Source organism: Lysinibacillus sp. UGB7, from assembly GCF_049058285.1.
Classification (GTDB): Bacteria; Bacillota; Bacilli; order Bacillales_A; family Planococcaceae; genus Lysinibacillus; species Lysinibacillus sphaericus_B.
This window is the reverse complement of the sequence record NZ_JBMGUV010000020.1, coordinates 16,912-42,719: the sequence shown is the minus strand read 5'-3', so window position 1 is coordinate 42,719 and position 25,808 is coordinate 16,912. Positions and strand designations below refer to the sequence as shown.

Genomic DNA, 25,808 nt, shown 5'->3' with positions numbered 1-25,808 from the left:
GGAGCTGACCAGACGGATTTTGGTCGGCTTATTTTATGTAAATTTACATAGGTAAGAAAAGGAGAATTACATGGATTTATTGAAATGGTTATTACCAAATGTAGTAGCACCGACTTGGATGGACATAATCATTGCCATTTCACTATGTTTAATTGGGTGGTTATTGCAACAGTTCGTGCTGAAAAAAATAATTACGGTCATCGTTGCGTTTTTAAGAAAAAGACAGCGTTACTTTCAAGCAACCGTACTAGAACAATTTAATAAGGCGATACGTTATGCCTTCATGTCAGCGGTTATTGTTATTAGTTTATCGAGGTTACTAGAAGTATCTTTATTTACAGATGTGGCAACAAAGAATTTTGTGTTGTCCATTATGGTGTTTTTTGCCTTTAAAGGTGTGTATGATGTATTACATTATTATACAAAGCAACCTTTGACTATTAATAATGATGAGGAGCAAAATGTTCTTTTGCCGTTCTTCCTACGCATTGGTAAAGTACTAATAATGATTTTAGCAATGTTCACGATTGCTTCTCTTTGGGATTTTAACTTGAATGGCTTTTTAACGGGAATTGGCTTAACGGGTGTAGCCATTGCGTTTGGGATTCGTGATACATTGGCGCATGTATTTGGAGGAATGTCGGTTGCACTCGACAATCCGTTTCAAATTGGCGATTGGGTAGCTACAGAAGATCAAAAGATTGAAGGGATAATTGAAGATATTAACCTTCGTAGTACGCTTATTCAAACTGGCGATAAAGGACTGGTTTATGTACCAAACTCATATTTAGTCAATCGCCCACTATATAATTTATCGAAACGTGAAAAACGAAAATGTGAACAATTTCTATATGTAGCGCTTGAAAACGAAGAAGAAAAACTGCGCAGCGCATTAAGTGCGATTCATCAGCAGATTTATTTACATGATAATACGGAGAAAGATATGATTCATGTATTTATTGATGAATTCCGTCCAGCTTCCTACCGTGTTCTTGTGCGATTTTTTGTGGCAACAAACGATACAGGTGTTTTGTTGCGTGTAAGACAAGATATACTTTTTGCAATTCGACAAATATTGCAAGAACATGATATTGACTTGGCAGAACCAACAGATGATCATTGGCTGGCTAAAGAAAAATAATTTGAATTGTTCGACGCTATGTTTTACAATATACACAAATAATCAGCTTTGATGAAGAGTAGTAGCTATTATAATTTGTTATAGAGAGCTAGCGGTTGGTGAGAGCTAGTACAAATGAATGGTGAATGGACTTCGGAGCTCTAATCCTGAAAATAGTATGGATTAGCGTTTGCCTACGTTACAGGGCTTAGAGTGGGTCTTAATAAGACCAATGAAGGTGGCACCACGGCTTTTCCGTCCTTTTGTGATGGAAAGGCCTTTTTATATTCATTTACAAAAGTTTTTTGTGGAAAAAGTGCAGCAACAACCACAGAAGACCGAGGTTGTCCCAAAAGTAAAAACAACATGCTTGGAGGTATCCTATTTTTTGATACTAAGGTAAAAATCCGCATAAACTCCTGAGTGAAGCGCATTTTTACCATTAAGAAAGACGAGCATTATTGTTAGAAGGACTTTTAGACAGCCCTAAGATGAATGGGTTTGTAGCTTTATGCAGTGAGCAATTAATGCTGACTGCATAAAGAAAGCCTCTGGTAGATATCACGGATTTTGAAATTAAGGTGAATGTTACCCTAAATTCCTCGCATCCTTGTGAGAATGACTAACTGACTTGCACATGCAGGTCTTAGCTCAATTCAAAATCCGGACGTATTGTTTATCTGCGCGCAAGCAAAGCGTCAGTGACAATACTACGAGGCGTAAAACATACCGAATTTTTTTGGTGTAGCAGAGCAGAGTATAGCATAGCGAAGGAGAGAAAGTGTATGACAGTTGAGCTTAGAAAATTTGCCATGAAGGTATTACAAGGGGATATGATGACGCCAATTTCGGTGTATCAATCGCTAGCGGGAAAACATAAGATGCTATTCGAATCGTCGGCCAAGCACGAGGAAAGTGGGCGTTATTCCTTTATTGCGGTCAATCCAGTTGCAGAGCTTGTTGGGGATAAAACTGGCTATACATTTACTAAGGACAAAGATATGGAAAAGTCAAGCGGAAGTGTACTTGCGAAATTTAAGCAGGTGATGCCTTTCCATAAGGCAGACTATCCATTTGCCTTTTTCGGAGGAGCAATTGGTTTCTTTGGTTATGAAACAGCGTTTTATGCAGAGAACATTGGTGAATATTTGCATGATGATTTAAAGATGCCAGATGTACATGTTTTTTTCTATGATACTTTTATTGTCTTTGATCATTTAAAGCAAGAGATTACGTTAGCAGCAATCGATTTATTTGAAGAGGGGCGCTCCCTAAAAATGATGGAAGCAATTATTGATGAAATGGAGGCGCAACTTCATGCTGGTGCAACGTTTGGAGAGATGGCGTTAGGCGCTTTAAACTTTCAGCCCATGATACCCAAAGAAGAATTTGTTGCCATGGTAGAACGTGCCAAACAGCATATTAAGAAGGGTGATATTTTCCAAATTGTGTTATCTCAACGCTTTTCGTCACCATTTACAGGAAATCCCTTTGCCTTATATCGTCAGTTGAGAACATCAAATCCATCACCGTATATGTTTTATATGGATTATGGAGCATATATCATTTTAGGCACTTCTCCTGAAAGTCTAGTAAAGGTTAAGAATCGAAAGGTGACAACGAATCCTATTGCAGGCACGAAGCCGCGTGGGAAAACGCTTGAGCAAGATGAGTTAATTGCAGATGACTTGCTAAACGACGAAAAAGAAATTGCAGAGCATCGTATGCTGGTAGATTTAGGTCGCAACGATATTGGACGTATAACCAAAGTGGGTTCAGTGAAGTTGACTAAATATATGAACATAGAGCGTTATAAATATGTGATGCATATTGTATCAGAGGTCATCGGCGAACTACACGATGAGGTGCATGTGTTGGATGTGCTGAGCGCTTGTTTGCCAGCTGGTACAGTATCAGGGGCACCGAAAATCCGTGCTATGCAGCTGATAAATGAGATGGAACCTGTAAAGCGTGGCGTTTATGCAGGAGCGGTTGGTTATATCTCTTCAACAGGGGATATGGATTTAGCCCTTGCAATTCGAACAATGGTTATCAAAGATGACCGTGCTCATGTACAGGCGGGGGCCGGTATTGTCTATGATTCGGTCCCTTTATCCGAATATGAAGAAACACTCAATAAAGCGCGCGCGCTACTGGAGGTGAAAAAATGATTTTACTGATCGATAACTATGATTCATTCACTTACAATTTATATCAGCAGGTAAGTATGCTGGGCAAAGAAGTGAAGGTAGTACGAAACGATGAACTAACGATTAAAGAAATTGAGGCATTGCAACCAGAAGCAATCATTTTATCACCTGGTCCTGGTACGCCAGATCAAGCAGGAATTACAGTAGATGTGGTGAAAGAGCTTTATACGAAGTTTCCGATTTTGGGTATTTGCCTTGGTCATCAATCGATTGGGCAGGCGTTTGGCAGTAACATTGTGCAAGCAACCCATATTATGCATGGGAAGTTGTCTACCTTACACTATAGCAAAACAGGCTTGTTCGCTCATTTAGACGGTGAACTTGAAGTGATGCGCTATCATTCGTTGATAATTGAGCCGAGCACTTTACATGGAGATTTTATCATTACGGCAACTTCAAGTGATGATGCAGAAATTATGGCGATTCAACATAAGCAATATCCGATATACGGGTTACAATTCCATCCAGAATCAATTGGCACCCAAAAGGGCAGTGATATGGTGCAGGCGTTTTTAGAGCAAGTGCAAATGGCATAAAAGAAGGCTGTTACAAAAATCAGTTGTTTCTGATTTTTGTTAACAGCCTTTTCGTGTAGAATTAGAAAAAGATTTTTTATCAGCTTTCGTGTATATCGATGACGATAATCAATTGATCCTACGGAATGTCACCTTCACTGTATCCCGCATGAACGGCCAGGAAGCCCCACGGATTGAAGTTTCACTTTATATAAGCTGTGGCTTATTGCTTCTTACCGGTAATAAGTTTTGCAATTTCCTCTAAAGACATTGAAGAGTTCACTTCGTAAGCGCCAATTTGTAAACTACGAGCATATTTAGCATTTGCAAGTAGGAGCTCCATCTCTACGCTATTCGAAATAATGCCCCCATCTTCAAGCTTCTGTGCCACGATATAGGGGGTAATACCACTATATAGCTGAAGTGTCATCGTTGCTTCATCTGTTGGGCTATCTGTCTCAATGTCGCCTTCGTTTGTTTCTTCTGGCGTATCATTATCGGCCGTCTTGTTGGCTGTAGTAGGATCAGTGGTCTGTTCTTTTAACGAAGCAAGTTTTTTATTTGCCAGATCCAGTTTCTTTTGTAGTACCTCTACGTTCTTATCTGTAGTGGAGGTTACAGTGGGAAAGCCAATATTGACATCAAAACGCTGGGCCAATGCAAGCAATGCCCCTACTAGAAAAAGTGCAATTCCAAATGCACGGATAGCGGATTTATTCACAATTACCGACCTCCGTTTGCAATCACTTGGCGAACTTGCTCTTCTGTTAAATTTGAACGAATACTAATATCAGCAATAGATAGACCTTGCTTATTGAGCTCGAGTACCTGACTAATAATGATTTGGTGAATAGGCTTCGTATTCTGGGGCAGCTGAGCTGATTTAGTCGCTTGTTGTGCTGCTTGTTGAACTGCCTGCATGACCTGCTGCATTTTTGGATTTTGAATCGTTTGATTTTGAGCTACTGGTGATTTCACCTGAAATTCTGGTTCTAGAAGTAGCTCCTCTTCAACAATTTTCATGCGACGTTTCAAATTATTAGTTTCTTGAAAAATAGATATAGACAATTCTTCTACATCCTGTTCGACTTTTTTCGCAGTATTTTTGAAAAAGAACGAAACAACTATAAGAACGATACCAGCAATCATTAGTATGATGGATAAATCCAATAGTTTCACCTCATTAAATTATGTAATTATAAGGTATTTTACCACATGCAAAGTTAATATGAAATGAAGGTAGATTTTTTTTCAGTTTATGGTATAATGGGTTAGTCGTATAAATCATGCTCAAATTTTAATTCTTGATATAGAGTGGGAGGGTTAATGATGCGCGTAAACATTACTTTAGCTTGCACAGATTGCGGCGAACGTAACTACATTTCAAAAAAGAACAAGCGTAACAATCCAGAGCGTCTTGAACTTAAAAAATATTGCTCTCGCGAGAAGAAATACACTCTTCACCGTGAAACAAAGTAATCGCTCATTAAGCCAAAACCACATGTGGTTTTGGCTTTCTACATTCTAATAGGAGGTAGCCTAGTATGAATAAAACAATTTTACGAAACGAGGTACGCGAAGCTCTTGCGAAAATGTCTGCAACTGCATATCGCGACCAATCATTTTTAGTGGCAAAAAAACTGTTACAGGAAACATATATAATAGAAGCAAAGACGATCGGTATCACGATTTCTAGTAAGCCAGAAGTTGACACAATTCATCTAATTGAAGCACTATGGCAACTTGGCAAAAACGTTGCTGTCCCTAAGTGCAATCCGAAAACGAGAGAAATGTCGTTTTATGTCATAGAATCGTTTGCTCAGCTCGAAACGGTTTATATGCATTTGCGTGAGCCAATTCCTGAAGTCACTGAATTTGTTGACGCAAATGAAATGGATGTTATTGTTGTTCCAGGGGTTGTTTTTGACACACATGGCTATCGTGTAGGCTATGGTGGTGGTTATTATGACCGCTATTTAGTAAACTATAAAAAGGGAAAACTCATGTCGCTGCTTTTCGATGAACAGCTACGTGAAGGTGTACCAAAAGAGCCACATGATTGTCCGGTGGATATCATTGTGACGCCTACAAATCGTATTAACTGTGTAGCACAACGAGGAGCGAATTAAAAATGGATAAAATGTTAGATATTTATGAATTATTAAAAACATATGGCACTTATATTTATACACGTGATCCAGTGGGAGATTTAATGTTAATGGAAGATGAAATTCGCGAGTTGTATAAGGCGAATGTTCTAGACATTAAAGATTACCAAATGGCCTTATTATTGATTCGACAAGAAACGACAAGACTGCGTGTTGAACAAAATAAACAATAGTGTTTTAAGTGTGAATTATTTGGTTATGGTAAAAATATTGTAATATGTATGTAATATTCTCTGAAACAGTGGTTTCCCACTGTTTTTATGTTTTTTACGAAACTTTTTACAATGAGAAACGTATATATAAGTATCCTGAGCATATAAGTGCATGAGCAGAAATTTTTTCCAAAAATATATCTGTTGATTATCTGTAAAAAAAGGATTAAGATATATTTTGTTTCAGTAACAATTTAGTTAAATTTATTATTTTTTTGTGTAAGGAATAGGAGAGGATGTTAGGAATGAAATCAATAAAGTGGCCTAAACATTCATTTATGATACTAGCAGTCGTAGCAACTTGGATAAAAACGGTCATTGTTTACCACACAAGCTTTGAGATGAAAATTGAAAATGCGATGCAACAATTCATTTTGTTTATCAACCCGCTAAGTTTTTTATTATTTACTTATGGTCTATCGTTATTCTTTAAATCACCTAAAGCTAAAAATCGCTATATTCTTATTGTCAGTGTCATTTTATCAATTGTTTTATATGGGAACGTTGCTTTCTATCGTTTCTACAATGACTTTATTACTTTACCGGTATTATTCCAGACAAGTAACTTTGGTGATTTAGGAACATCGGCAGCAGCCATTATTAACCCTTGGGATGTATTGTACTTTACGGATGTGTTTATTCTAATACTTGCGAATAAATACTTACCAAGAATGAAGGCAGCAGTAAAAGTTAATGTTGAATTCCGTCGTGCATTCTTCGTATTAGCTATTGCGATGACTTTCTTAAACTTAGGTTTAGCGGAAACAGAGCGTCCACAGCTTTTAACACGTAGCTTTGACCGCGAATTACTTGTGAAAAATATCGGTACGTACAACTACCATTTGTATGATATTTATATTCAGTCTAAATCTTCTGCACAACGCGCATTGGCGGATGGCAGTGAATTAGTAGAAGTAAACAACTACATTCGATCAAATCAAGCAGCAATCAATAAAGATATGTTTGGCAAATACAAGGATCGTAATGTAATCTACGTGTCACTTGAATCTTTACAAAACTTTGTGATTAATAATGATATGGACGGTCATGAAATTACACCGTTCTTGAACTCTTTAACAAAAGATCCAGACACGTATTATTTCAGTAATTTCTATCACCAAACAGGTCTTGGGAAAACATCTGACTCGGAGTTTATTGTAGAAAACTCATTATTTGGCTTAGGTCGTGGTGCAGTATTCTTCACACATGGTGGAAACACGTATAACTCAATGGCGGAGCGTCTTGGGGAAAATGGTTACTTTACAAACGTTATGCACCCGAACAATAAATCGTTCTGGAATCGTGACATGATGTACAAATCATTAAAAATCAATAAATTTTATGATGTAGACTCATATAAAGTAGAAGAAGGCCAAGCAGTCAACTGGGGTATGAAAGATATTCCATTCTTTGAGCAATCTGCAGCATTAATGAAAGACATGCCACAGCCATTCTACTCTCGTTTAATTACATTAACGAACCACTATCCATTTACATTGGATCCAGATGATGTCATGATTCCTGAATATACTTCAAACTCAGGCACATTAAATCGTTACTTCCAAACAGTTCGTTACATGGATGAAGGTATTAAAGACTTCTTCCAAGCGTTAAAAGATCAAGATGTCTATGATAACTCCATTATCGTAATGTACGGTGACCATTATGGTATTTCTGAAAACCATAACAAGGCAATGGCACAATACTTAGGCAAAGAAAGCATCACACCTTATGATAATGCAATGCTGCAAGAAGTACCTTTATTTATCCATATTCCTGGTTCTGGTGAAGGTAAAGAAATGCAAGAGGTATCAGGTCAAGTGGATATACGTCCGACAATTTTACACCTTCTAGGAATTGAAACGTCAAAAGATATGCAATTAGGTGCAGATTTATTCTCTCCTGAGCATGAGGATTTTGTTATTTTCCGTGACGGTCGTTTTGTAACTGACAAATATGTCTATGCAGGTGAAGCTTGCTACGACAAAGCAACAGGAGAGCAAATTGATGGTGAGCCATGTCAGCCTTATGCTGATCGTGCAACGATTGAATTAGAAAACTCCGACGCCATTATTAATGGAGATTTACTTCGTTTCTATGATGAAAAAACAGGTAACTTAAAGCAAGACGCTGTGAAATAAAAAAAGAGAGATCTCTTAGCGAGGTCTCTCTTTTTTCTTTTACAATAAGTAGTAATAATGCAAGTCTGAAGTCTGGAAAAGTCACTCACTTCCCGTGGGGGTTAGCAGGCTTGCTCTACCGCACGAGTCTCTCTATACGGTATTGAGGGGAATTTGTGCAATGAAGACGACAAGCGATGCCATCAGCTTGCAATGATGACGATTTAATCAAGTGACGCACGAGATTCCTTAGTGGATTAGCTGGGAGCTTTATTTAGGCTCTAATGTTGTTTTTTGACCAATTAATAAGCGTATTTGAGAGGACATCCCAAATACGCTTATATCATCATTAATAACCCATTTATTTACCCCAAGGTTGTTCACCATACCTTTTTAGCATCACGACCTCACCATCATTTTTTTTCAATCGATTATAAACATACTTAATGTTGTATTCGTTGTATTTTCCTAAATTAATTTTGTCGTAAAAATCCTTCGATAAAGACAACTCACGTTCATCAATTAAAAGATAGTATTCACCGTTTTTCTCTATAATATTTTGTTCGTCAATTTTAACTGTTTTTTCAATTAGAACATCACTAAGCGTATAAAAACCTGCTGCAAATATTCCAACAAATAGGATTAATAAACATACTACAAACAACTTACTTTTCCTCAAGACCATCACCTCAAATTGTATGTACTTTATTAAATGCCTTACAGAACAACCACAATTGCGAAAAATTCTGTCCTTATATTACTAATGCAGTTTTTTTACATTATAGATGATGTTGATACAAATATTCCTAAAGATCTTGATGATTTTTGCTAGAGTGCAAATTGAGACAACGATTCGCTACGGTCATTAACACTCACGCTAACTAAAGATTTGTTAACAATTTAGTTAATTGTTGTTGATTTATTTGACCTTTTATTGTGTACTTTAGATTGCCTTCAGCATCAATAATAAAAGTTGTTGGATAAGCCATTACTTCTAATGATTTACCTAACGATCCATCTAAATCGAGAAATATAGGGAAATTTAAATTATACAATTGCTGAAATTTAATGGCATTTTCACGACTGTCAGATGAAGTTGCATTTATTGCTAGCAGCTCAACATCGTCAGGTTTTTTGTCGTAAAAATCCTTTAAATCTGGCGCTTCTTCTTGACAAGGGCCGCACCAAGATGCCCAAACATTAATGATGAGGACCTTTCCTTTATATGCTGCTAATGTTGTCGTTGTTTCATCTAATTGCGTCAGTCTCGTCTCAAAGGCAATCTGTTTCGTGCCATCTTCTTTATCAATCAACAAATTTAATACTGCTTCTTTTGACATTTCATTTTTTACAGTAATCCCAATAAGTGAAATGACTAATAGCACTGAAAATATCATATAAATTAATTTTTTACGCTGCATGATGAATCTCCTTAATACCAGTTTGTGTTTTTAAATTTTGTACCGGAAAATAAAATTTATACTGTTTTACAAAATATTTACTTATATTATAACTGAACTGACAAGAGGTAACAGTAATTATTTTTTATGAAGGCTTCATAGATAAGCGATAAAGCTAATTAACACAACATGATCTGGAGTCTATACAGCGTGATTACGCTTTATTAAAATAGAAAAAGAGCAGCCTCATACGAGGCTGCTCTTTTTTCTGTCTACATCTTAGTGTAGTGTTGGTGGGTATCCGCTATGGATAACTGTCATGATTGTGAACCAACCAAATACAGCTGCACTTAATAAGTTGAAAACAACGCTTAATAGGTTCTTTTCTTTAATTGCTTGGAATGTACCAACGACTGCTAAGATCGCTACTAGACCAAAAATAACCATTAATAAGTTCATTAAAAAGACACTCCTTTCGACATCAGAAAATGAATGTCGTAAACAATATTCCTACTTAATTGTAAACGTTCTATCTTTGTTTGTCGAGAACTAATATAGCGGAAACTATGAACTTTTATCGTCAAAATGTGGCAATGAATGTATAATATGAAGTTGAGGTGATGAGGATGATGAATGTACGAAGCTATTCGCTTGGTCCAGTGCAAACGAATTGTTATATCGTATCAAATAAAAACAAAGAATGTCTAATTTTTGATCCAGGCGAGGAAGCAGGACGTATTATAAAGGTGATACGCAGTAATGGCCTTAAACCGTTAGCCATTTTTTTAACACATGCACATTTTGATCATATCGGTGCAGTAGATGCAGTGCGAGAAGCTTTTGAACTCCCGCTATGGATTCATGAAAACGAGGTAAGTTGGTTAAGTGATCCAGCTAAAAATGGCTCAAGTAAATACGCAGCGCTGCCGAATTATAATGTCGGAGCACCAGCTGAGGGAAATATTATTAAGAAAGAACAACAATTTGAAATAAGCAATTTTGTTTTTAAAGCCGTTTTTACACCAGGACACTCACCAGGTAGTATTTCATATCTATTCGAAAATGATGGCTTTGCAATTGTTGGAGATACATTATTTGAACAAGGCGTAGGTCGAACAGATTTACTTGGTGGTTCGACAAAGGTACTTTTGGCATCGATTCACGATAAGCTACTAAAGCTACCAGAGGATACGATTATATACCCAGGTCATGGCAATTACACGACAGTTGGGGCGGAAATGGAAACAAATCCATTTTTAAATGGTTTTTAAAGTGGTAGTAGGAAGCGCTGTTTCTGCTATAACAGCGAATCATGTAGAAAATGATACCGTTCTATACATTTGTTAAAAATGACCATAGGTGATGCAATAGAATTAATAGTACTACTATCGTTGGTTATTGAATTTAATTACTGAATTACTAAATTTAATCAAACATTAACGAATTAACTATGTAAAAATCCCCCAAACGTTTCATATAGGTTTGATAGCAACAGAATTTAAACCTAATTGATTGTGAAGGGGGGTTTTTTCTATGTTTTTATGCGACCAACTGCTAAACAAATGAAGATTTTATCACATATTACTGTATTAATTTCTGCTCTTATCGAAATGATTGCATAAATGAACATAAAAAAAGTGTGTCTCACATATTTATGAGACACACTATTTTCTCTGTATTAATGACCCGCACCAGGTACGTGAATGAATGTTGTATAGTACGTGAAGCCAGCGAAGAATACAGTTAAATATGCTCCGAAAATGTACATGTACATACGTTCTGAAAGGTTCAAGAAGCCTAATAATAAGAATAAACCTGTATTACCTACGAATAATAGCGATACTTCGTTCATACCACCAAGGTAGAACATAACTGCAAAAATACCTGTCCAGAATGCCATAACTTTATACATATTATCCATGAAATTTCCCCTCCTTTTGCCCACGACACAATAATCTCTTACTCATTATAAATGATATGAAAGGTGTCTGTAAACTGGAACTTCTACTTCTTTGTGACAAACAAATGGATTTTTGATTTAGCTATCAATTTCTGTCACGTTTATTTCATATTTGCATAAATCGCAATTATGTATCATGCTTTCAATTTGGACAAATTCATTACTTGCGAATAGAGCGTCTAACTGTCCTTTCAAATAAGATTCATGCAAAGTACAAACAATATCTGAGTGGTTGTTAAGCTGTTCTTGGAACGGACAATTAAAGATGGAGAAAATCACTTTTTTACCATGGTCTGTTTGCTGTACTTGTGGAATATAGCCGATTAATGCAGCATTGTCTGTTAGTAATTGAAGCTTTTCTTCAAAGGAAAATATATTATTTAATTTAAATTCAGCGTTTACATAATGTTTCATTTGCTGGAAGCCATCTTTGTAACTAATGTCTTGGCATTTTGCCAATGCTGATTCACCTAATTCTTGAATCAGTTGAATGGACCATTTTAAAAGACGATCTTCATCACGTCGTGGGAATGTAAGGGAGACACCTTTTTCCGATGCTTTATAAACACGTCCAGGACGACCGCCTTTACCAGTTTTTGCGAAATCGGCTGAAATGATATTGATCTCTGATAGTTTAGTTAAATGCAGGCGCGCAACGTTCGGATGAATGCCAAATTCATCAGCAATATTTTGCACAGTTACTGTCTTTTTCTCTTTTAGGATGTACTCATATATAGAGTATCTAGTTTCATCGGCTAATGTACTAGTAATTTTTAATGGATGGATCATTTGCTTCACCTCAATATTGATTTTTTGAAAATGTTGTTAAATATAGCTAGGAAAATAATCATGTTGAATCTATTATATTGTATTATTGAAAAAGTTACAGTTCCTTTCAACATAAATATTAACTTTTACATATAGTTATGTTCATTTTTAGTGAAAATTTGCAAGTTATCCACATTTTTTTAGCAAAAACCACATTCGATAGGAAAATTTATAGTAAAAATTTATTTTAAGAAAAGGGCTTTTCTCGTATCACTTTCCTAATTATACTAGGAAATAACGAATAGAGCGGTCATATTCGAACGAACCAGAAAAGAGGTGCATCTATGCAAAACTTTGAGTCGGTAGTCGAACAAAAATGTGAGCAACTATTGTTAAAGGCCTATCATTTTGGTGCTTCGGATTTGTTATTAATACCAGATGAAGGTCGTTACCGTATTAATTTTCGCAAATATGATAAGTTGCTTTACGCAGGTGAACTACCAAATGAATTAGCAGAGCGAATTGTATCATATTATAAATTTTTAGCCGCATTAGATATTAGTGAGCGACGAAAACCCCAAAGTGGCTCCTTTCAAAAAACAGTGGAGCAAAATCGGTTTGCTTTTCGCGTCTCTACACTTCCTTCTGCCTATTTAAAAGAGAGTCTAATTATACGGCTCCTACTTCAAAATCAGTCATTTCCTCTTACTTCCTTAAGTTATTCCAAATGCGCAGCAGATAAGCTACTGGAGCTAGTTGATAGCAAGCAAGGCATCTTGCTTTTCAGTGGAGCAACCGGCTCTGGTAAAACGACATCCCTATATTCCCTCATTCATCATTGTTCCACATATCTAAATAAACATGTCATTTCTTTAGAGGATCCTGTAGAAAATAATCAGGCTCATCTTCTCCAAATTCAAGTAAATGAACGAGCGGGCATTACTTATGCTTCGGGATTAAAGGCAATATTACGTCATTCACCAGATGTTATTATGATTGGCGAAATACGAGATCAAGAAACTGCAAAGATTGCAATAGAGGCCTCGCTTACCGGTCATCTTGTTTTAACGACGATACACGCGAAGGACTCTGTTAGTTGTCTCCACCGATTAATCGACTTAGGTGTGTCTATAGAGGAACTACGGCAAACGGTTATTGGTATAGTGGCACAAATACTTATCCAGGCACCACAAATGCAAGAAGAGCGACGTGCACTGTTAGAAATATTAAGCGATGTTCATCTTAGTGAGGCCATCCGAGCAATTAGGCAGAAAGCTAGCTATGAGTTGCCCTATGATTTAACACTTACTGGTCAAAAAAAGTTGTTAGAGAGACAGCATTATGCAACTACGAGAGCTTATTGAGAAGTTGCAGATGGATTATAAAAAAGCAACCAAATGGCGAGTAAAGGAGCAGGCCAATTTTTTCAGTCACTTAAGTGTATTGATGCAGGAAGGTTATTTGTTTGCACAAGCGATTTCCATGCTCTTACCGCATCATGTAGAAGCACATGAAGAGATACAACAATTGATAAATGACAAATTTAAAGAAGGGGCAGGTGTAACAGGAGTACTGGAAACATTGCAAATATCAAAGCACTATTTAGTAGCTATTGCTATTGCAGAAAATAATGGGCATATGATGGAAGCGTTAAAAGGCGTAGCTAAGCAAATGGCGTTAAATGAAGCAACAAAGAAAAAATTGAAAGGCCTACTTTTGTATCCCATCATATTACTGTTGTTTTTATTGCTGCTGTTCTTAGTATTTCGAACAATTTTCTTTCCAAATATAGAGAAAATGGTCTTAAGTCGTAGTGGTGAAGCGGGGGAGAGTAGTATTGAATTCTCGCGTTACTTATTACATTTGCCTGATGTACTTTTTACGATAGGGATAGTTGTTGTATCCAGTTCAATAATATACCGGTTCTTTCTTAAACGACAATCAATTGTGCAGCAGCTGCGCATGTCATTAAAAATTCCATTTATAAACAACTATATTCGCTTATCGATCACAAGACAATTCGCCGCATATTTAGGAAGTTTGCTGCAAAGTGGTTTCTCTTTACAAGCCAGTCTTCAAATTTTACAAGAACAGCAGTTACAACCATTTGTGCAGCATTTTGCTGGTCGTATAAAAGAAAGGGTTATTTATGGTGATACACTTACTCAGGCTGTGATATTTATGGCTGAATGGCACAAGGATTTTTCAATTTTCGTAGAACATGGAGAGCAAAGTGGCTATCTAGGGAAAGAGCTCGTCTTGTATAGTGAATTACTGGCAGAGAAGCAGCAGCTATTACTGAAGCGTATGCTAGCCTTTGTGCAGCCAACGTTTTTCATTATCATTGCACTTTGCATAATAGCTGCATATGTCAGTTTATTATTACCGGTATATCACATGATTGAACTAGTATAGGAGGATGCTAAATGAAATATGTTAAACAACAAGTAGGATTTACTCTTATCGAAATGCTAATCGTACTGCTAATTATTTCGATACTAATTTTAATCACCATTCCAAATGTAACGAAACATTTCGCGACGATAGATGAAAAGGGCTGTACGGCATATATTTCGATGGTGCAGGGACAAGTTGAGGCTTACAGAGTGGACTATATGTCATATCCAACATTAGAAGATTTAGTAACGAACGGTTATTTAAAAGAAAATGAAACGACCTGTCCAAATAAAAATGAAATTGTTATTACAAGTGAAGGCGAGGTAAAATTAGCAAATCCGCCTTCAGGAGCAGGTGATAGTGGAACATGAACGATATAAAAAATGAGCGTGGTTTTACGTTGGTTGAAATGTTACTCGTCTTATTTATCGTAATGTGTTTAACGGGGATCGTGACAAAGCTTTCCTTAAAAGCAGCTGAAACAAAGGAACTTGAGCGTTTTTTTACGCAAATCCAATTGGATATTCAATTTATTCAAACTTATAGTATGCAGCAGCGAGAGTATGTATCCATGAAGTTTGAAAGCCCACCTCATCGCTATCTTATAAAAAAAGATTTTTATACCAATCACTACGAGCGACCTTTCCCAAACGGTGTGGAATTGATGACAGCTGCAAGTACCATTCAAACAATTATGTATAACTACAGTGGTAATGTGATGAATGCAGGCACATTGTATTTTAAAACGCCTCAAGGTATAAAAAAGGTTGTTATTACATTAGGGCGAGGGAGATCCAGAGTGGAATGAATGAGTCGGGCTATTCTTTTGTTGAATCCATACTATCAGTGGTCATTGTAATGGTAATCTGTACAACGTTATTACCCATTACCTATAATATGAAAACTAATTTATCCAACAAAAAGCTTGAGGTTATTGCTGCTGAAACGGCTTATGAAGGTTTAAAGCAGTATCGGTACTTACAAAAAAATGAAGGTATGAAAACAATAGATGGTGTGGATTATCATTGGGCTTACGATGGGCAGGCGATATGTGTCACATTCCAAAATATGCGAGAATTGCGTCACAAATGCATTCAACTTACAGGTGAAAGTAAATGAACGAAAAAGGTTACACACTATTGGAATCGTTGTTTCAAGTCATCGTTTTTGTGTTAATCTCGCATCTTTTTATAGTCATCATGCTATGGTATGCGCAAATAAAAACAACCATACTGACAGATGAACACTCGAAGTGGGAGCTATTTGTTTATGATTTAAATACGTACTTAGTGGATGTTACATCGTTTACGATTCGAGATGATCAAAGGAGGATAACTTTCCAAGCTTCAGGAACACTTCATCATATCGATTGCTATAACAATATGATACGTAATCAAGTGAATGGTGGCCATGTACCGATGCTCATCGGGCTTAATCGCTGTCAGTTCCAATATACAAATAATGAACTTACGGTAGCCGTCGGATTTCCGAGTGGTTTGCAGAAGGAGCGGACCTATTATGTGCCAATTATTGAAAAATGACAGAGGGGCTATTTTTTTAATCGCAATTGCATTATTATTTTTTGTAACTACTTTTGTTCTTACGTATTGTATGTCTTATGAAATACAGTTACGAACATATGATGCGCTTGAAAAGGTCAATGTTCGAGCTACGATAAATTTATTAGGACAAATTTTGTCAGACAGTGTAGAATCGTAGTTATAAGAAGGTGATTCGAATGCGAAAAATATATTTAGTTGGCTTTATGGGGTGCGGGAAAAGTGCATTAGGAAGGCGGTTAAGCTATTTATTAAAGCTGCCGTACTATGATATGGATCATGAAATCGTTAGACAACAGGGCATGACGATCCCGCAGATTTTCGAAAAATACGGTGAGGCACGTTTTCGAGAGATAGAAACAGAATTTTTGAAAAATTTCCGAGACGAAGCTTGTATTATTTCAACAGGCGGCGGTGTAGCCGTAAATGGAGAAAATCGAAAAATAATGAGACGTAGTGGACTCGTGTTCTTTTTAGATGCCACATTCGAAGATATTTACAAACGAATACAGCATGATCAAAACCGACCCCTTGTACAAAGTTCAACGAAGGAAGAGTTAGAGGAGCTGTATCACTACAGAAGAAAATTTTATCGTGAAGCAGGACATATACAGGTTCTGACAGAAGGTAGAACAATCCGCAATATTCTAGAGTATTTAGTATTTCAGGTGAAAAGGTTAAAAGGCGAACGATAATACAATAAACAAACTTTAATATTCGCCTTTTAAGTTAAATAAAAAAATGATTGCCTTTTCAATACAATCAATGTTAGGATATAGACTAATAAGGTAACTTAAGTTCATTGAATACTAAATAGTACCAAGATGATTCTTGGGCGGATGATTGTGCGGGGAGAGCGCGTATAGACGCCACCGAAGGAGCAAATAGCTAAGGGCTATGAATCTCTCAGGTAAAAGGACTCGTACAAGACGCAACTCTGGAGAGAGCTGTAGTACAACAGCCACCAAAGGGGAAAGCCTGCTGATTGGCAATCAAGAAAATGCGAGTCAGTCTGGTGTAACTTTCAGGTGCAAGGACAGAGAATCCCGAAAAGGGGTTCGTCTGTCTTTTTTTATGTGGAAAAACAGACGAACTACTACCAGTAAAAATGATACTAACAATAAGGGGGCAATACTAATGACGAATGAATTACAACGTACACCTCTATTTGATGAATACGCAAAGTTTGGTGGTAAAACAATTGACTTCGGTGGATGGGAACTACCAGTGCAATTCTCTTCTATTAAAGATGAGCATGATGCCGTGCGTAGTCGCGCAGGCTTATTTGATGTCTCGCACATGGGAGAAATTTTAGTAACTGGTCCTGAAGCACTAGAATTTTTACAAAATCTTTTGTCAAATGACATTTCAAAAATTGCTACAGGTCAAGCGCAATACAATGCAATGTGCTATGAAGATGGTGGCGTTGTCGATGATTTACTAACATATAAATTAGCTGACAATCATTATTTGTTATGTGTCAATGCAGCGAATATTGAAAAAGATTATGACTGGATGTTAGAAAATCAGCACCAATACGAGGTCACAATCGACAATCAATCCGATGCTTATGCGCAAATTGCCCTACAAGGTCCATTAGCAGAAGAAGTTCTTCAAACATTAACAACGTCGGATTTAAGTGCCATTAAATATTTCCGCTTCCAAGAAGACGTTGAAATTGCTGGACACAAAGCTTTAGTTTCTCGTAGTGGTTACACAGGAGAAGATGGTTTTGAACTGTACGGTTCTCCAGAGGATATTAAAGTACTTTGGGGTAAAATCTTAGAAGCCGGTAAAGACAAAGGTGTTGTGCCAGCAGGTTTAGGCTGTCGTGATACACTTCGTTTTGAAGCGGGTCTTCCACTATACGGTCAAGAGCTATCAGCGACAATCTCACCGCTTGAAGCAGGTATTGGATTTGCTGTGAAATTAAATAAAGATGACTTTATTGGTCACGATGCATTAGTAGCACAAAAAGAAAATGGGTTATCTCGCAAACTTGTTGGGATTGAAATGATTGATAAAGGTATTCCACGTCATGGCTACAAAGTGTTCAAGGACGGCGAAGAAATTGGTGAAGTGACAACAGGTACACAACTTCCTTCTTCTAAACGTAATGTTGGTCACGCCTTAATTGACAGCCAATTCGCAACTATCGGAACGGAATTAGAAGTTGAAATTCGTGGCAAGCACTTAAAGGTAGTAACAGTTGCAACACCGTTTTACAAGCGTTCAAAATAAAATTTGAAAAGAGGGACCTACATTTATGAAACATCGTTATTTACCAATGACGGAGCAAGATAAACAAGAAATGTTAGACGTAGTTGGCGTATCCTCAGTTGATGAATTATTCGAGGATATCCCAGAAAAAGTACGTTTCAAAGGCCTTTATGACATTCAAGAAGCAAAATCAGAATCAGCACTGTTAAAAGAATTAACAGCACTTGCTGCGAAAAATAAAGATACTAATGCCAACGTATCATTTTTAGGTGCAGGCGTTTACAATCACTATAAACCGGTTATCGTGGATCACGTAATCTCGCGCTCAGAATTCTATACAGCTTATACACCTTATCAACCAGAAATTTCACAAGGTGAATTACAAGCAATCTTTGAATTCCAAACGATGATTGCCGAACTAACAGGAATGGATCTTGCTAACTCTTCTATGTACGATGGTGGAACAGCACTAGCTGAAGCAGGTATGCTTGCAGCGGGCCATACACGTCGTAAGAAAATTTTAGTATCTGAGACGGTTCACCCTGAATACCGTGATGTCGTTGCTACATATGCTTACGGTCAATCTATTGACATCGTAACAATTCCTCAAAAAGATGGTGTGACGGATGTTGGCGCATTAAAAGAGCTGATCGATGACAATACTGCTGCTGTCATTGCACAATATCCAAACTTCTTCGGTCAAGTAGAGGACTTACAAGTTATCGGTGATATTGCACATGAAGCAAAAAGCTTATTTGTAGTTTCCTCAAACCCACTAGCATTAGGAATTTTAACGCCTCCTGGAAAGTTAGGAGCAGATATTTGTGTTGGGGATGCGCAAGTCTTTGGTATCGCAGAAGCTTTCGGTGGTCCACACTGTGGTTTCTTCGCAGTTACAACAAAATTAATGCGCAAAGTTCCTGGCCGTCTTATTGGGGAAACAGTGGATGGTGAAGGTCGACGCGGTTACGTCTTAACATTACAAGCACGCGAACAGCATATTCGTCGTGATAAAGCGACTTCGAATATTTGTTCAAACCAAGCACTTCTGGCACTTGCAGCATCAGTTGCAATGACAGCACTAGGTAAGCAAGGTGTTCGAGAAATGGCTACGCAAAATATTGCAAAAACACGCTATGCAAAAAATGCCTTTGAAGCGGCAGGCTTCACAGTAGCATTCCAAGGCGCACACTTTAATGAAATCGTCGTGAAAACAAATAAATGCGTGAAAGAAATCAATAAAGGCTTAATTGAAAAAGGTATTATCGGTGGCTATCCATTAGGTCAAACTTATGAATCTTTAAAGCACCATGTGTTAATTGCTGTAACGGAATTACGCACGAAGGAAGAAATTGATGCACTTGTTGCAGAAATGGGGGCTCTCAATGCATAACGAAAATCAATCACTCATTTTTGAAATTACAAAAGAAGGTCGCGTAGGGTATAGCTTAGAAGCACTTGATGTACCAGCAGTTGATCTTGCAGATTTACTTCCTGCGAACTTATTACGTGCCGAAGCAGCTGAATTACCAGAAGTTTCAGAGTTAGATATTATGCGTCACTATACAGCTCTTTCTCGTCGAAACCATGGTGTTGACTCTGGCTTCTACCCATTAGGCTCTTGTACGATGAAATATAATCCGAAAATTAATGAAGCGGTTGCACGTTTTTCTGGCTTTGCGAATGTTCACCCATTACAAGATGAATCCACTGTTCAAGGTGCCATGGAGCTTCTTTATGACCTACAAACTTCTTTAGTAGAAATTACAGGCATGGATGAAGTAACATTACAACCAGCAGCAGGCGCACATGGTGAATGGACAGCATTGATGATGATTCGTGCCTTCCATGAGGCGAATGGTGAAGGTCACCGTAATAAGGTCATCGTGCCTGACTCAGCGCATGGTACAAATCCGGCATCTGCCACTGTTGCTGGTTTCGAAACAATTACTGTGAAATCCGATGAAAATGGCTTAGTCGATATTGAAGATTTACGCAATGTAGTCGGTCCTGACACAGCTGCATTAATGCTGACAAATCCAAATACACTAGGCTTATTTGAAGAAAATATTATCGAAATGGCCGAGCTGATTCACGCTGTTGGCGGTAAAGTTTACTATGATGGAGCTAACTTAAACGCAGTAATGAGTAAAGCGCGCCCTGGCGACATGGGCTTTGACTGTGTGCATTTGAACTTACACAAAACATTTACAGGCCCGCATGGTGGCGGTGGTCCAGGTTCAGGTCCAGTGGGCGTAAAGGCAGATTTAATTCCGTTCCTACCAAAACCAGTCCTTGTAAGAACAGAAGAGGGATCATACCACTTCGACTACGAACGTCCACAATCAATTGGTCGCGTAAAACCTTACTATGGTAACTTTGGTATTAACGTACGTGCGTACACATATATCCGTACTATGGGGCCAGATGGCTTAAAAGCAGTAACGGAATATGCCGTTTTAAATGCAAACTATATGATGCGTCGCCTAGAGCCGTTCTTCGACCTACCATATAACCGTCATTGTAAGCATGAATTTGTATTATCTGGTCGTCGTCAAAAGAAACTGGGCGTACGTACACTGGATATTGCAAAACGCCTGTTAGATTTCGGCTACCATCCACCAACAACATACTTCCCACTAAACGTGGAAGAGGCGTTGATGATTGAGCCAACTGAAACAGAATCAAAAGAAACATTAGATGCATTCTGCGACATCATGATTCAAATCGCTAAAGAAGCAGAAGAAAACCCATCTATCGTGCAAGAAGCACCACATACAACAGTCGTAACGCGTCTAGACGAAACACGCGCTGCTCGTACACCAGTGCTTCGTTACCAAAAAGCATAATTTTCAACAAAATAGAGAGCTGTCCGATAAGTATATATTTACTTTTCGGACAGCTTTTTTGTGCTGCGCCCGGAGCTGAGCGATGCTTATAGCAACCCGAGCGTTCCGAGTCTGGACCCGAGCGATAGTGAGAGAGACCCGAGCGTTCCGAGCACGAACCCGAGCGTATTTGCTCTCACCCCGAGCGTACCGAGCTCAAACCCGAGCGCAACTGGTCCCACCCCGAGCGTACCGAGGCCCCAACTCGGCGACCAATCCACCCCTCCGAGCACACCCAGAATTTACAAGCCCCACCCCGAGCTTCGTAAGTCAATCCAGTTTTATATCTAAAAAATCGAAATTACAATAAAAGTCATTGGTATGTCGCTGACAATTAACGAGAAAATTGCTAATATAGAGGGATATATTTATATTAATTACATTAATTTGGAATTATAACAATTAAGAACTTATACTAATTTTGTCATCGACTATACATATTTTTTAAATGGATTTTGCTAAAAAGGATGGTAGAAGCACATGAATGCTATTCAGTACGAAATAAGCTTACCCATAAACTGTGTCCTACAAGATACATATAAAATAAATGAGATTATTTCTTCCAGTAAGCTGTCAATTGTTTACAAAGGGGAAAACATTCATTCAGGGGAGCAATTTATTATAAAAGAGTTCTATCCAAGTGAGTTAGCTTTGCGTGATTTAGATAATTTAACTGTGATTCATCGACTGCCCTCTACAAAGACAAAATTTGAAGAGTTAAAGGGGGAGTTTCTGCATGAGGCACTTCTCTTGCGGCAAATTGTTCATCAAAATATTGTTAAGTACATAGAGCATTTTCAAGCAAATGGGTCTTGTTATATCGTCATGAAATACTATGAAGGCTTGCCGTTAGCTCAATATGTAAAAAAATATGAGCTTAACAATAGAAATCATTTGTACAATAATATTTTTCTGCCGTTAATTGATGCATTACATTATCTACATAAAGAAGGCATTCTGCATCGAGATATAAAACCAAGTAATATTATGGTTGATGTGCATGGGAAGCCACAGTTACTCGATTTTGGCTCAGCTATATTTTATAAGACTGCGACGCAACATAAGATATTTACAACCCCTGGATTTTCTCCACTTGAGCAGTATTCTGACAAATCGAAGCAGGGGGTATACACTGATATCTACGCTTTAGCTGCAACACTTTACTATTCCCTCACAGATGTTGTACCAATGGATGTACCACAAAGAATAATAGAGGATAGCTTAAAAAATGTCAGACAATATAACAAAAAAGTGAGTTTCATCATGTCTAAAATGATCATGTGGAGTCTAACCGTTAACGCAAAAAAAAGATGCTTTTCGCTAAAGTTTTTATTATTGACTATGTTGTCAGAGAGTATAGTCAACAAAATTAGGTATTATTTTGACGATAATAATAAATAAATTTACAAAAATAAATCTATATAATCATTTTACAGTTTCATAGTTGGGCGAATTATAGCAGCTTGTGGATGAATAAACATCAATCCATAAGCTGTTTAATATTGTTAAATCAACATTTCTATACCTTTTTTAGAAAATTATTTACACGAAATTTAACATGGTTATTTTTTACTAATAATACATTTGTATATTTCAAATTGAAAAAAATACTATTGAAAATATTGACAATATTTTTTCGTAATGTATAGTTACTTGTGATACATATTGTCATTAGTGTAACGCCTGATATGACTGGCTCTTCAGTGAATACAGTTTTACATACCAATAACATACTGTAACATTTGTCGGATTAGGAATTGCAAGAGATTTTTTCGCCTTATGGTACCATTTGTTTACTTATTAGTATGAAAATAGTGTTTAATAACTGAGTATTACTGGGTTTAAATATGTTACCACTAATGGTTATGTTTTATAAATAGTTATGGTTACTCGAAATTCGTTATAAAAGGAGGGATGGCTGTAGAAATTTACAGCCGAATAAATGGAGATTATCAATCAAACAAACAGAACAATGCTCTTTGAGGAGATTAATCCAGAAAAGCTGGACTTAATTACACTTGTAGGGGATGTAAAGGGAATTGACAGCCTCAGTGATGAGAAAATCAAAGAAATTAATCAATATCTTCTTGTAAAAAGCTTCGATGAATTTTTAGATAAGTTTTCCCCAACGGTCTACTCTTTCTACAATGCAGCAAATCAAAAGGTTATGTATACACTAAAAAAACCAGAAGGTATTCAAGACGATTGTATTTCTGAAATCGCAATTGATCAAAATAATGATTTCTTAAAAATGCTATTTACCCTCATAGATACGAAACGCAGTCAGGGCATCGCCAATGTAGATTTTAAATTTGAAAATCTCTTAGATATGATTTCTCCCAAAAAGGTTATGGATGATATTCGTCAAGTAAGGAAAGAAATCCATTACTTATATGGTGAATATGACAAGTTAGACGAAGGGGATCCCAAGAAACTAGATACTGGGGATAAGCTTAACCTGATGTTTGAAGTAGCAAGTCGAAATTATAACAACGTAATGGCGATGCTACCACTAGCTATTGAAGATATTAAGACAAGACTTTTACTAGGCGCTAATCAGGAAGAGGATGAATCCGAAAAGTTACAAATCGGAACGCTTACTATTGGTGAAACAGGTGAATTAAAGATCATCGAAGCACCTCAAAATACGAATGCTGATTTAATGGTCATTGAAGAAAACAGTAACTATGGTTTAAGTACAGTTTTCGAAGAGGATTATGAATCGATTACCGAATCACCATCATCTTATGTAAAGGATTTGGTAGTAAGAACCTTCTCACCATTACCAACAGTGAGAGCAGAATTTGATGTAGAAACAGAGGTACAGAACTACAATACATACTTAGAATTCTATAAAGATGCAAAAGATGAATTTGTAAAGACTGTAAAGCCACTTGTTGAAAAACTACTAGGCGTCAAAATGTATTTTGATCAGTATGCGACAAAGAACAAAGGTATGCAGCCTTCGTTACTTGTAACAAATACAAAGTTGGACATGCTCGTTAAAAGTAATAACATCCCAAGACTAAGTACGTATTTAAATACAGTAAACTCGAAAAATGACTTTACTGATACGGTCTGGTATGGGATTGTGCCATCGCTCGAGCTAGAAGCATCAGGGAAGATGAAAGTGAGCAGATCACGTTTTAAAGGAAACGAAAAAGTTGCCAAACAAGAAGGTAACACAATGGAATCCTTATCTATGCTGCTTGACACTGTAAAAGATTATAAAGTGCAGATTTTCTTCAACTTTATGGCTGAAGAAGAGACAACTTTCAATGGAATTGCAACGGCTGGTATCGATCGACTTATCGATAAATGTTCGGTTCTTGTTAGAAAAGAATTCAGTGAATTTGCAATCCCTTGCCTCCCGAACTTCACTATTATTCCCAAAGATAAATCTGGAGTAGTTATTGATACAAGAATGCAGGCAACGGAAAATGGGGCAAGACTATCTAAGGAAAAGGAAGATATTTTAAAACTATGGATAGAGGGCGTATATGTAGGTGCTAGTTATGTAGCTGCTGGTATTGTTTCCGCTTATCAATGTCCAGAGTATCTAAAAGAATCCTTCCGAAATGTGAAAAGAAGCTATCCTGGCGTTCGATTTGATATTGAAGCAGGAGATAACTCTTTAAGAGCTGTTACAACGATGGCAAAAGAGATCTCAGGCTTTACGAACAATATAAAAGACGCCATTAATAGTAGAAGCTTTGGTTTTGTTTTCTCATCAGAAAACGCACAGCTTCAAGATAAAGACATTAAACGTATTACCGTGTATAAAGCAAGAAGCCTTGCGATGGAAGAAGATGGATTCGATTCTATCTACAAAACACAAGTGAGTACCTATATCGAACGAATTCTACGTTTCCAATCAGGAGACTTTAAACATGAAAATATTGTTCGATTCTTTAGTAATAATCCAAGTAGCCAAAAAAGTAAGTGGCTCAATGATAAAGGCTATGTAAACTCGGTTATCCATGATGGAGACGATATCGGCTACATTATTGATGAGAAAACAAGCTTATGTCAAATAGATCTAGTATTTAACGGCAATGTGAAGAACCTTGAAGTTATGATTACAAAAGGCACAAGCGCAGTTAAAGCATAAGATAATTTCAACTACAAATTTATCCCGCTTTACTGGTCAATAAGACGCCCACCACAAAAGATAGAGAACAAGTTAACTAGGTGAGCGCTCAACTGACCGTAAAAGCCCGATTGATTAAACTAACAATCAGTGGGGATAAAAATACACCCACTGATTGAAG

At 37.2% G+C, this 25,808-nt stretch carries 28 protein-coding genes, 1 riboswitch and 1 other annotated feature; of the genes, 21 read left to right on the top strand and 7 right to left on the bottom strand.

Annotated features, from left to right (window positions below; genetic code table 11):
- Positions 1 to 70 precede the first annotated feature (70 nt).
- From ACOMCU_RS17580 to ACOMCU_RS17570, 3 genes are all read left to right on the top strand, one after another.
- Entirely contained in the window at positions 71 to 1,141 is a 1,071-nt protein-coding gene (locus ACOMCU_RS17580; protein WP_010859834.1) for a mechanosensitive ion channel family protein, read from the top strand.
- 39 nt (positions 1,142 to 1,180) lie between these two features.
- Positions 1,181 to 1,386 (top strand) — a binding site (T-box leader).
- A 519-nt stretch (positions 1,387 to 1,905) separates the two neighbouring features.
- On the top strand, positions 1,906 to 3,291 hold the full coding sequence (gene trpE, locus ACOMCU_RS17575) for an anthranilate synthase component I (protein ID WP_421050881.1): 1,386 nt from the start codon (positions 1,906 to 1,908) through the stop codon (positions 3,289 to 3,291).
- Entirely contained in the window at positions 3,288 to 3,866 is a 579-nt protein-coding gene (locus tag ACOMCU_RS17570) for an anthranilate synthase component II (protein ID WP_010859831.1), read from the top strand. Before trpE ends, ACOMCU_RS17570 begins: the two co-directional genes overlap by 4 nt.
- Positions 3,867 to 4,068: 202 nt before the next feature.
- On the opposite strand, the gene ACOMCU_RS17565 is transcribed toward ACOMCU_RS17570, so the two are convergent.
- Both ACOMCU_RS17565 and ACOMCU_RS17560 read right to left on the bottom strand, forming a co-directional pair.
- Positions 4,069 to 4,566: a hypothetical protein gene (locus ACOMCU_RS17565; protein ID WP_421050880.1), complete on the bottom strand. Its 498-nt coding sequence runs from the start codon at positions 4,564 to 4,566 to the stop codon at positions 4,069 to 4,071.
- Positions 4,567 to 4,568: 2 nt separating this feature from the next.
- Positions 4,569 to 5,024, bottom strand: coding sequence for a hypothetical protein (locus ACOMCU_RS17560; protein ID WP_230491853.1), 456 nt, complete (start codon positions 5,022 to 5,024; stop codon positions 4,569 to 4,571).
- Positions 5,025 to 5,174: 150 nt separating this feature from the next.
- Here ACOMCU_RS17560 and rpmG point away from each other — a divergent pair, with 150 nt between their 5' ends.
- The 4 genes from rpmG to ACOMCU_RS17540 all read left to right on the top strand — a co-directional run bounded on the left by rpmG (position 5,175) and on the right by ACOMCU_RS17540 (position 8,366).
- Positions 5,175 to 5,324, top strand: a complete 150-nt coding sequence (rpmG, locus tag ACOMCU_RS17555; RefSeq protein WP_008408521.1) for a 50S ribosomal protein L33 — start codon at positions 5,175 to 5,177, stop codon at positions 5,322 to 5,324.
- Between the two features lie 65 nt (positions 5,325 to 5,389).
- Positions 5,390 to 5,974: a 5-formyltetrahydrofolate cyclo-ligase gene (locus ACOMCU_RS17550; RefSeq protein ID WP_421050879.1), complete on the top strand. Its 585-nt coding sequence runs from the start codon at positions 5,390 to 5,392 to the stop codon at positions 5,972 to 5,974.
- A 2-nt stretch (positions 5,975 to 5,976) separates the two neighbouring features.
- The gene (locus ACOMCU_RS17545; RefSeq protein ID WP_010859827.1) at positions 5,977 to 6,186 is read left to right on the top strand and encodes a YqgQ family protein; all 210 of its coding nucleotides are present in this window, start codon (positions 5,977 to 5,979) and stop codon (positions 6,184 to 6,186) included.
- A 284-nt stretch (positions 6,187 to 6,470) separates the two neighbouring features.
- Complete coding sequence (locus tag ACOMCU_RS17540; protein ID WP_421050877.1) at positions 6,471 to 8,366, top strand: LTA synthase family protein; 1,896 nt, start codon at positions 6,471 to 6,473, stop codon at positions 8,364 to 8,366.
- Between the two features lie 340 nt (positions 8,367 to 8,706).
- Here the strand turns inward: ACOMCU_RS17540 and ACOMCU_RS17535 are convergent, their stop codons facing one another.
- From ACOMCU_RS17535 to ACOMCU_RS17525, 3 genes are all read right to left on the bottom strand, one after another.
- On the bottom strand, positions 8,707 to 9,009 hold the full coding sequence (locus tag ACOMCU_RS17535) for a hypothetical protein (RefSeq protein ID WP_421050876.1): 303 nt from the start codon (positions 9,007 to 9,009) through the stop codon (positions 8,707 to 8,709).
- A 217-nt stretch (positions 9,010 to 9,226) separates the two neighbouring features.
- Positions 9,227 to 9,766 (bottom strand): TlpA disulfide reductase family protein, encoded by a 540-nt coding sequence (locus ACOMCU_RS17530; protein ID WP_010859824.1) that lies wholly within the window; start codon positions 9,764 to 9,766, stop codon positions 9,227 to 9,229.
- A gap of 258 nt (positions 9,767 to 10,024) precedes the next feature.
- Positions 10,025 to 10,204, bottom strand: a complete 180-nt coding sequence (locus tag ACOMCU_RS17525; RefSeq protein WP_010859823.1) for a DUF2759 domain-containing protein — start codon at positions 10,202 to 10,204, stop codon at positions 10,025 to 10,027.
- 167 nt (positions 10,205 to 10,371) lie between these two features.
- On the opposite strand from ACOMCU_RS17525, the gene ACOMCU_RS17520 reads away from it, so the two are divergent.
- Positions 10,372 to 11,016 carry an MBL fold metallo-hydrolase gene (locus ACOMCU_RS17520; protein WP_421050875.1) on the top strand — a complete coding sequence of 215 codons (645 nt, stop codon included), beginning with the start codon at positions 10,372 to 10,374 and terminating at the stop codon, positions 11,014 to 11,016.
- A gap of 407 nt (positions 11,017 to 11,423) precedes the next feature.
- On the opposite strand, the gene ACOMCU_RS17515 is transcribed toward ACOMCU_RS17520, so the two are convergent.
- On the bottom strand, positions 11,424 to 11,666 hold the full coding sequence (locus tag ACOMCU_RS17515; protein WP_010859821.1) for a DUF2626 family protein: 243 nt from the start codon (positions 11,664 to 11,666) through the stop codon (positions 11,424 to 11,426).
- 117 nt (positions 11,667 to 11,783) lie between these two features.
- Entirely contained in the window at positions 11,784 to 12,494 is a 711-nt protein-coding gene (locus ACOMCU_RS17510) for a helix-turn-helix transcriptional regulator (RefSeq protein ID WP_421050874.1), read from the bottom strand.
- A gap of 323 nt (positions 12,495 to 12,817) precedes the next feature.
- On the opposite strand from ACOMCU_RS17510, the gene comGA reads away from it, so the two are divergent.
- From comGA to ACOMCU_RS17445, 13 genes are all read left to right on the top strand, one after another.
- On the top strand, positions 12,818 to 13,837 hold the full coding sequence (comGA, locus tag ACOMCU_RS17505; RefSeq protein ID WP_421050873.1) for a competence type IV pilus ATPase ComGA: 1,020 nt from the start codon (positions 12,818 to 12,820) through the stop codon (positions 13,835 to 13,837).
- Positions 13,815 to 14,888, top strand: coding sequence for a competence type IV pilus assembly protein ComGB (gene comGB, locus ACOMCU_RS17500; RefSeq protein WP_421050872.1), 1,074 nt, complete (start codon positions 13,815 to 13,817; stop codon positions 14,886 to 14,888). Before comGA ends, comGB begins: the two co-directional genes overlap by 23 nt.
- An 11-nt stretch (positions 14,889 to 14,899) precedes the next feature.
- Positions 14,900 to 15,241, top strand: coding sequence for a competence type IV pilus major pilin ComGC (comGC, locus tag ACOMCU_RS17495; RefSeq protein WP_010859817.1), 342 nt, complete (start codon positions 14,900 to 14,902; stop codon positions 15,239 to 15,241).
- Positions 15,238 to 15,678: a competence type IV pilus minor pilin ComGD gene (gene comGD / locus ACOMCU_RS17490; RefSeq protein ID WP_219362945.1), complete on the top strand. Its 441-nt coding sequence runs from the start codon at positions 15,238 to 15,240 to the stop codon at positions 15,676 to 15,678. The genes comGC and comGD overlap by 4 nt, the downstream gene beginning before the upstream one ends.
- Entirely contained in the window at positions 15,675 to 15,989 is a 315-nt protein-coding gene (locus ACOMCU_RS17485) for a hypothetical protein (protein ID WP_010859814.1), read from the top strand. Before comGD ends, ACOMCU_RS17485 begins: the two co-directional genes overlap by 4 nt.
- Positions 15,986 to 16,411, top strand: coding sequence for a competence type IV pilus minor pilin ComGF (comGF, locus tag ACOMCU_RS17480; protein ID WP_010859813.1), 426 nt, complete (start codon positions 15,986 to 15,988; stop codon positions 16,409 to 16,411). Before ACOMCU_RS17485 ends, comGF begins: the two co-directional genes overlap by 4 nt.
- Positions 16,389 to 16,589, top strand: coding sequence for a hypothetical protein (locus ACOMCU_RS17475; RefSeq protein WP_010859812.1), 201 nt, complete (start codon positions 16,389 to 16,391; stop codon positions 16,587 to 16,589). The genes comGF and ACOMCU_RS17475 overlap by 23 nt, the downstream gene beginning before the upstream one ends.
- Positions 16,590 to 16,608: 19 nt before the next feature.
- The gene (locus ACOMCU_RS17470) at positions 16,609 to 17,124 is read left to right on the top strand and encodes a shikimate kinase (RefSeq protein WP_010859811.1); all 516 of its coding nucleotides are present in this window, start codon (positions 16,609 to 16,611) and stop codon (positions 17,122 to 17,124) included.
- Between the two features lie 144 nt (positions 17,125 to 17,268).
- A riboswitch (glycine riboswitch) is annotated at positions 17,269 to 17,361 on the top strand.
- Between the two features lie 205 nt (positions 17,362 to 17,566).
- Positions 17,567 to 18,670 (top strand): glycine cleavage system aminomethyltransferase GcvT, encoded by a 1,104-nt coding sequence (gene gcvT, locus ACOMCU_RS17465; RefSeq protein WP_010859810.1) that lies wholly within the window; start codon positions 17,567 to 17,569, stop codon positions 18,668 to 18,670.
- Positions 18,671 to 18,695: 25 nt separating this feature from the next.
- Positions 18,696 to 20,042, top strand: a complete 1,347-nt coding sequence (gene gcvPA / locus ACOMCU_RS17460; protein ID WP_010859809.1) for an aminomethyl-transferring glycine dehydrogenase subunit GcvPA — start codon at positions 18,696 to 18,698, stop codon at positions 20,040 to 20,042.
- Positions 20,035 to 21,498 carry an aminomethyl-transferring glycine dehydrogenase subunit GcvPB gene (gcvPB, locus tag ACOMCU_RS17455; RefSeq protein ID WP_010859808.1) on the top strand — a complete coding sequence of 488 codons (1,464 nt, stop codon included), beginning with the start codon at positions 20,035 to 20,037 and terminating at the stop codon, positions 21,496 to 21,498. Before gcvPA ends, gcvPB begins: the two co-directional genes overlap by 8 nt.
- A 519-nt stretch (positions 21,499 to 22,017) precedes the next feature.
- The gene (locus ACOMCU_RS17450) at positions 22,018 to 22,938 is read left to right on the top strand and encodes a serine/threonine protein kinase (protein WP_421050870.1); all 921 of its coding nucleotides are present in this window, start codon (positions 22,018 to 22,020) and stop codon (positions 22,936 to 22,938) included.
- 541 nt (positions 22,939 to 23,479) lie between these two features.
- Positions 23,480 to 25,648: a hypothetical protein gene (locus ACOMCU_RS17445; protein ID WP_010859806.1), complete on the top strand. Its 2,169-nt coding sequence runs from the start codon at positions 23,480 to 23,482 to the stop codon at positions 25,646 to 25,648.
- The last annotated feature ends 160 nt before the right edge of the window (positions 25,649 to 25,808 follow it).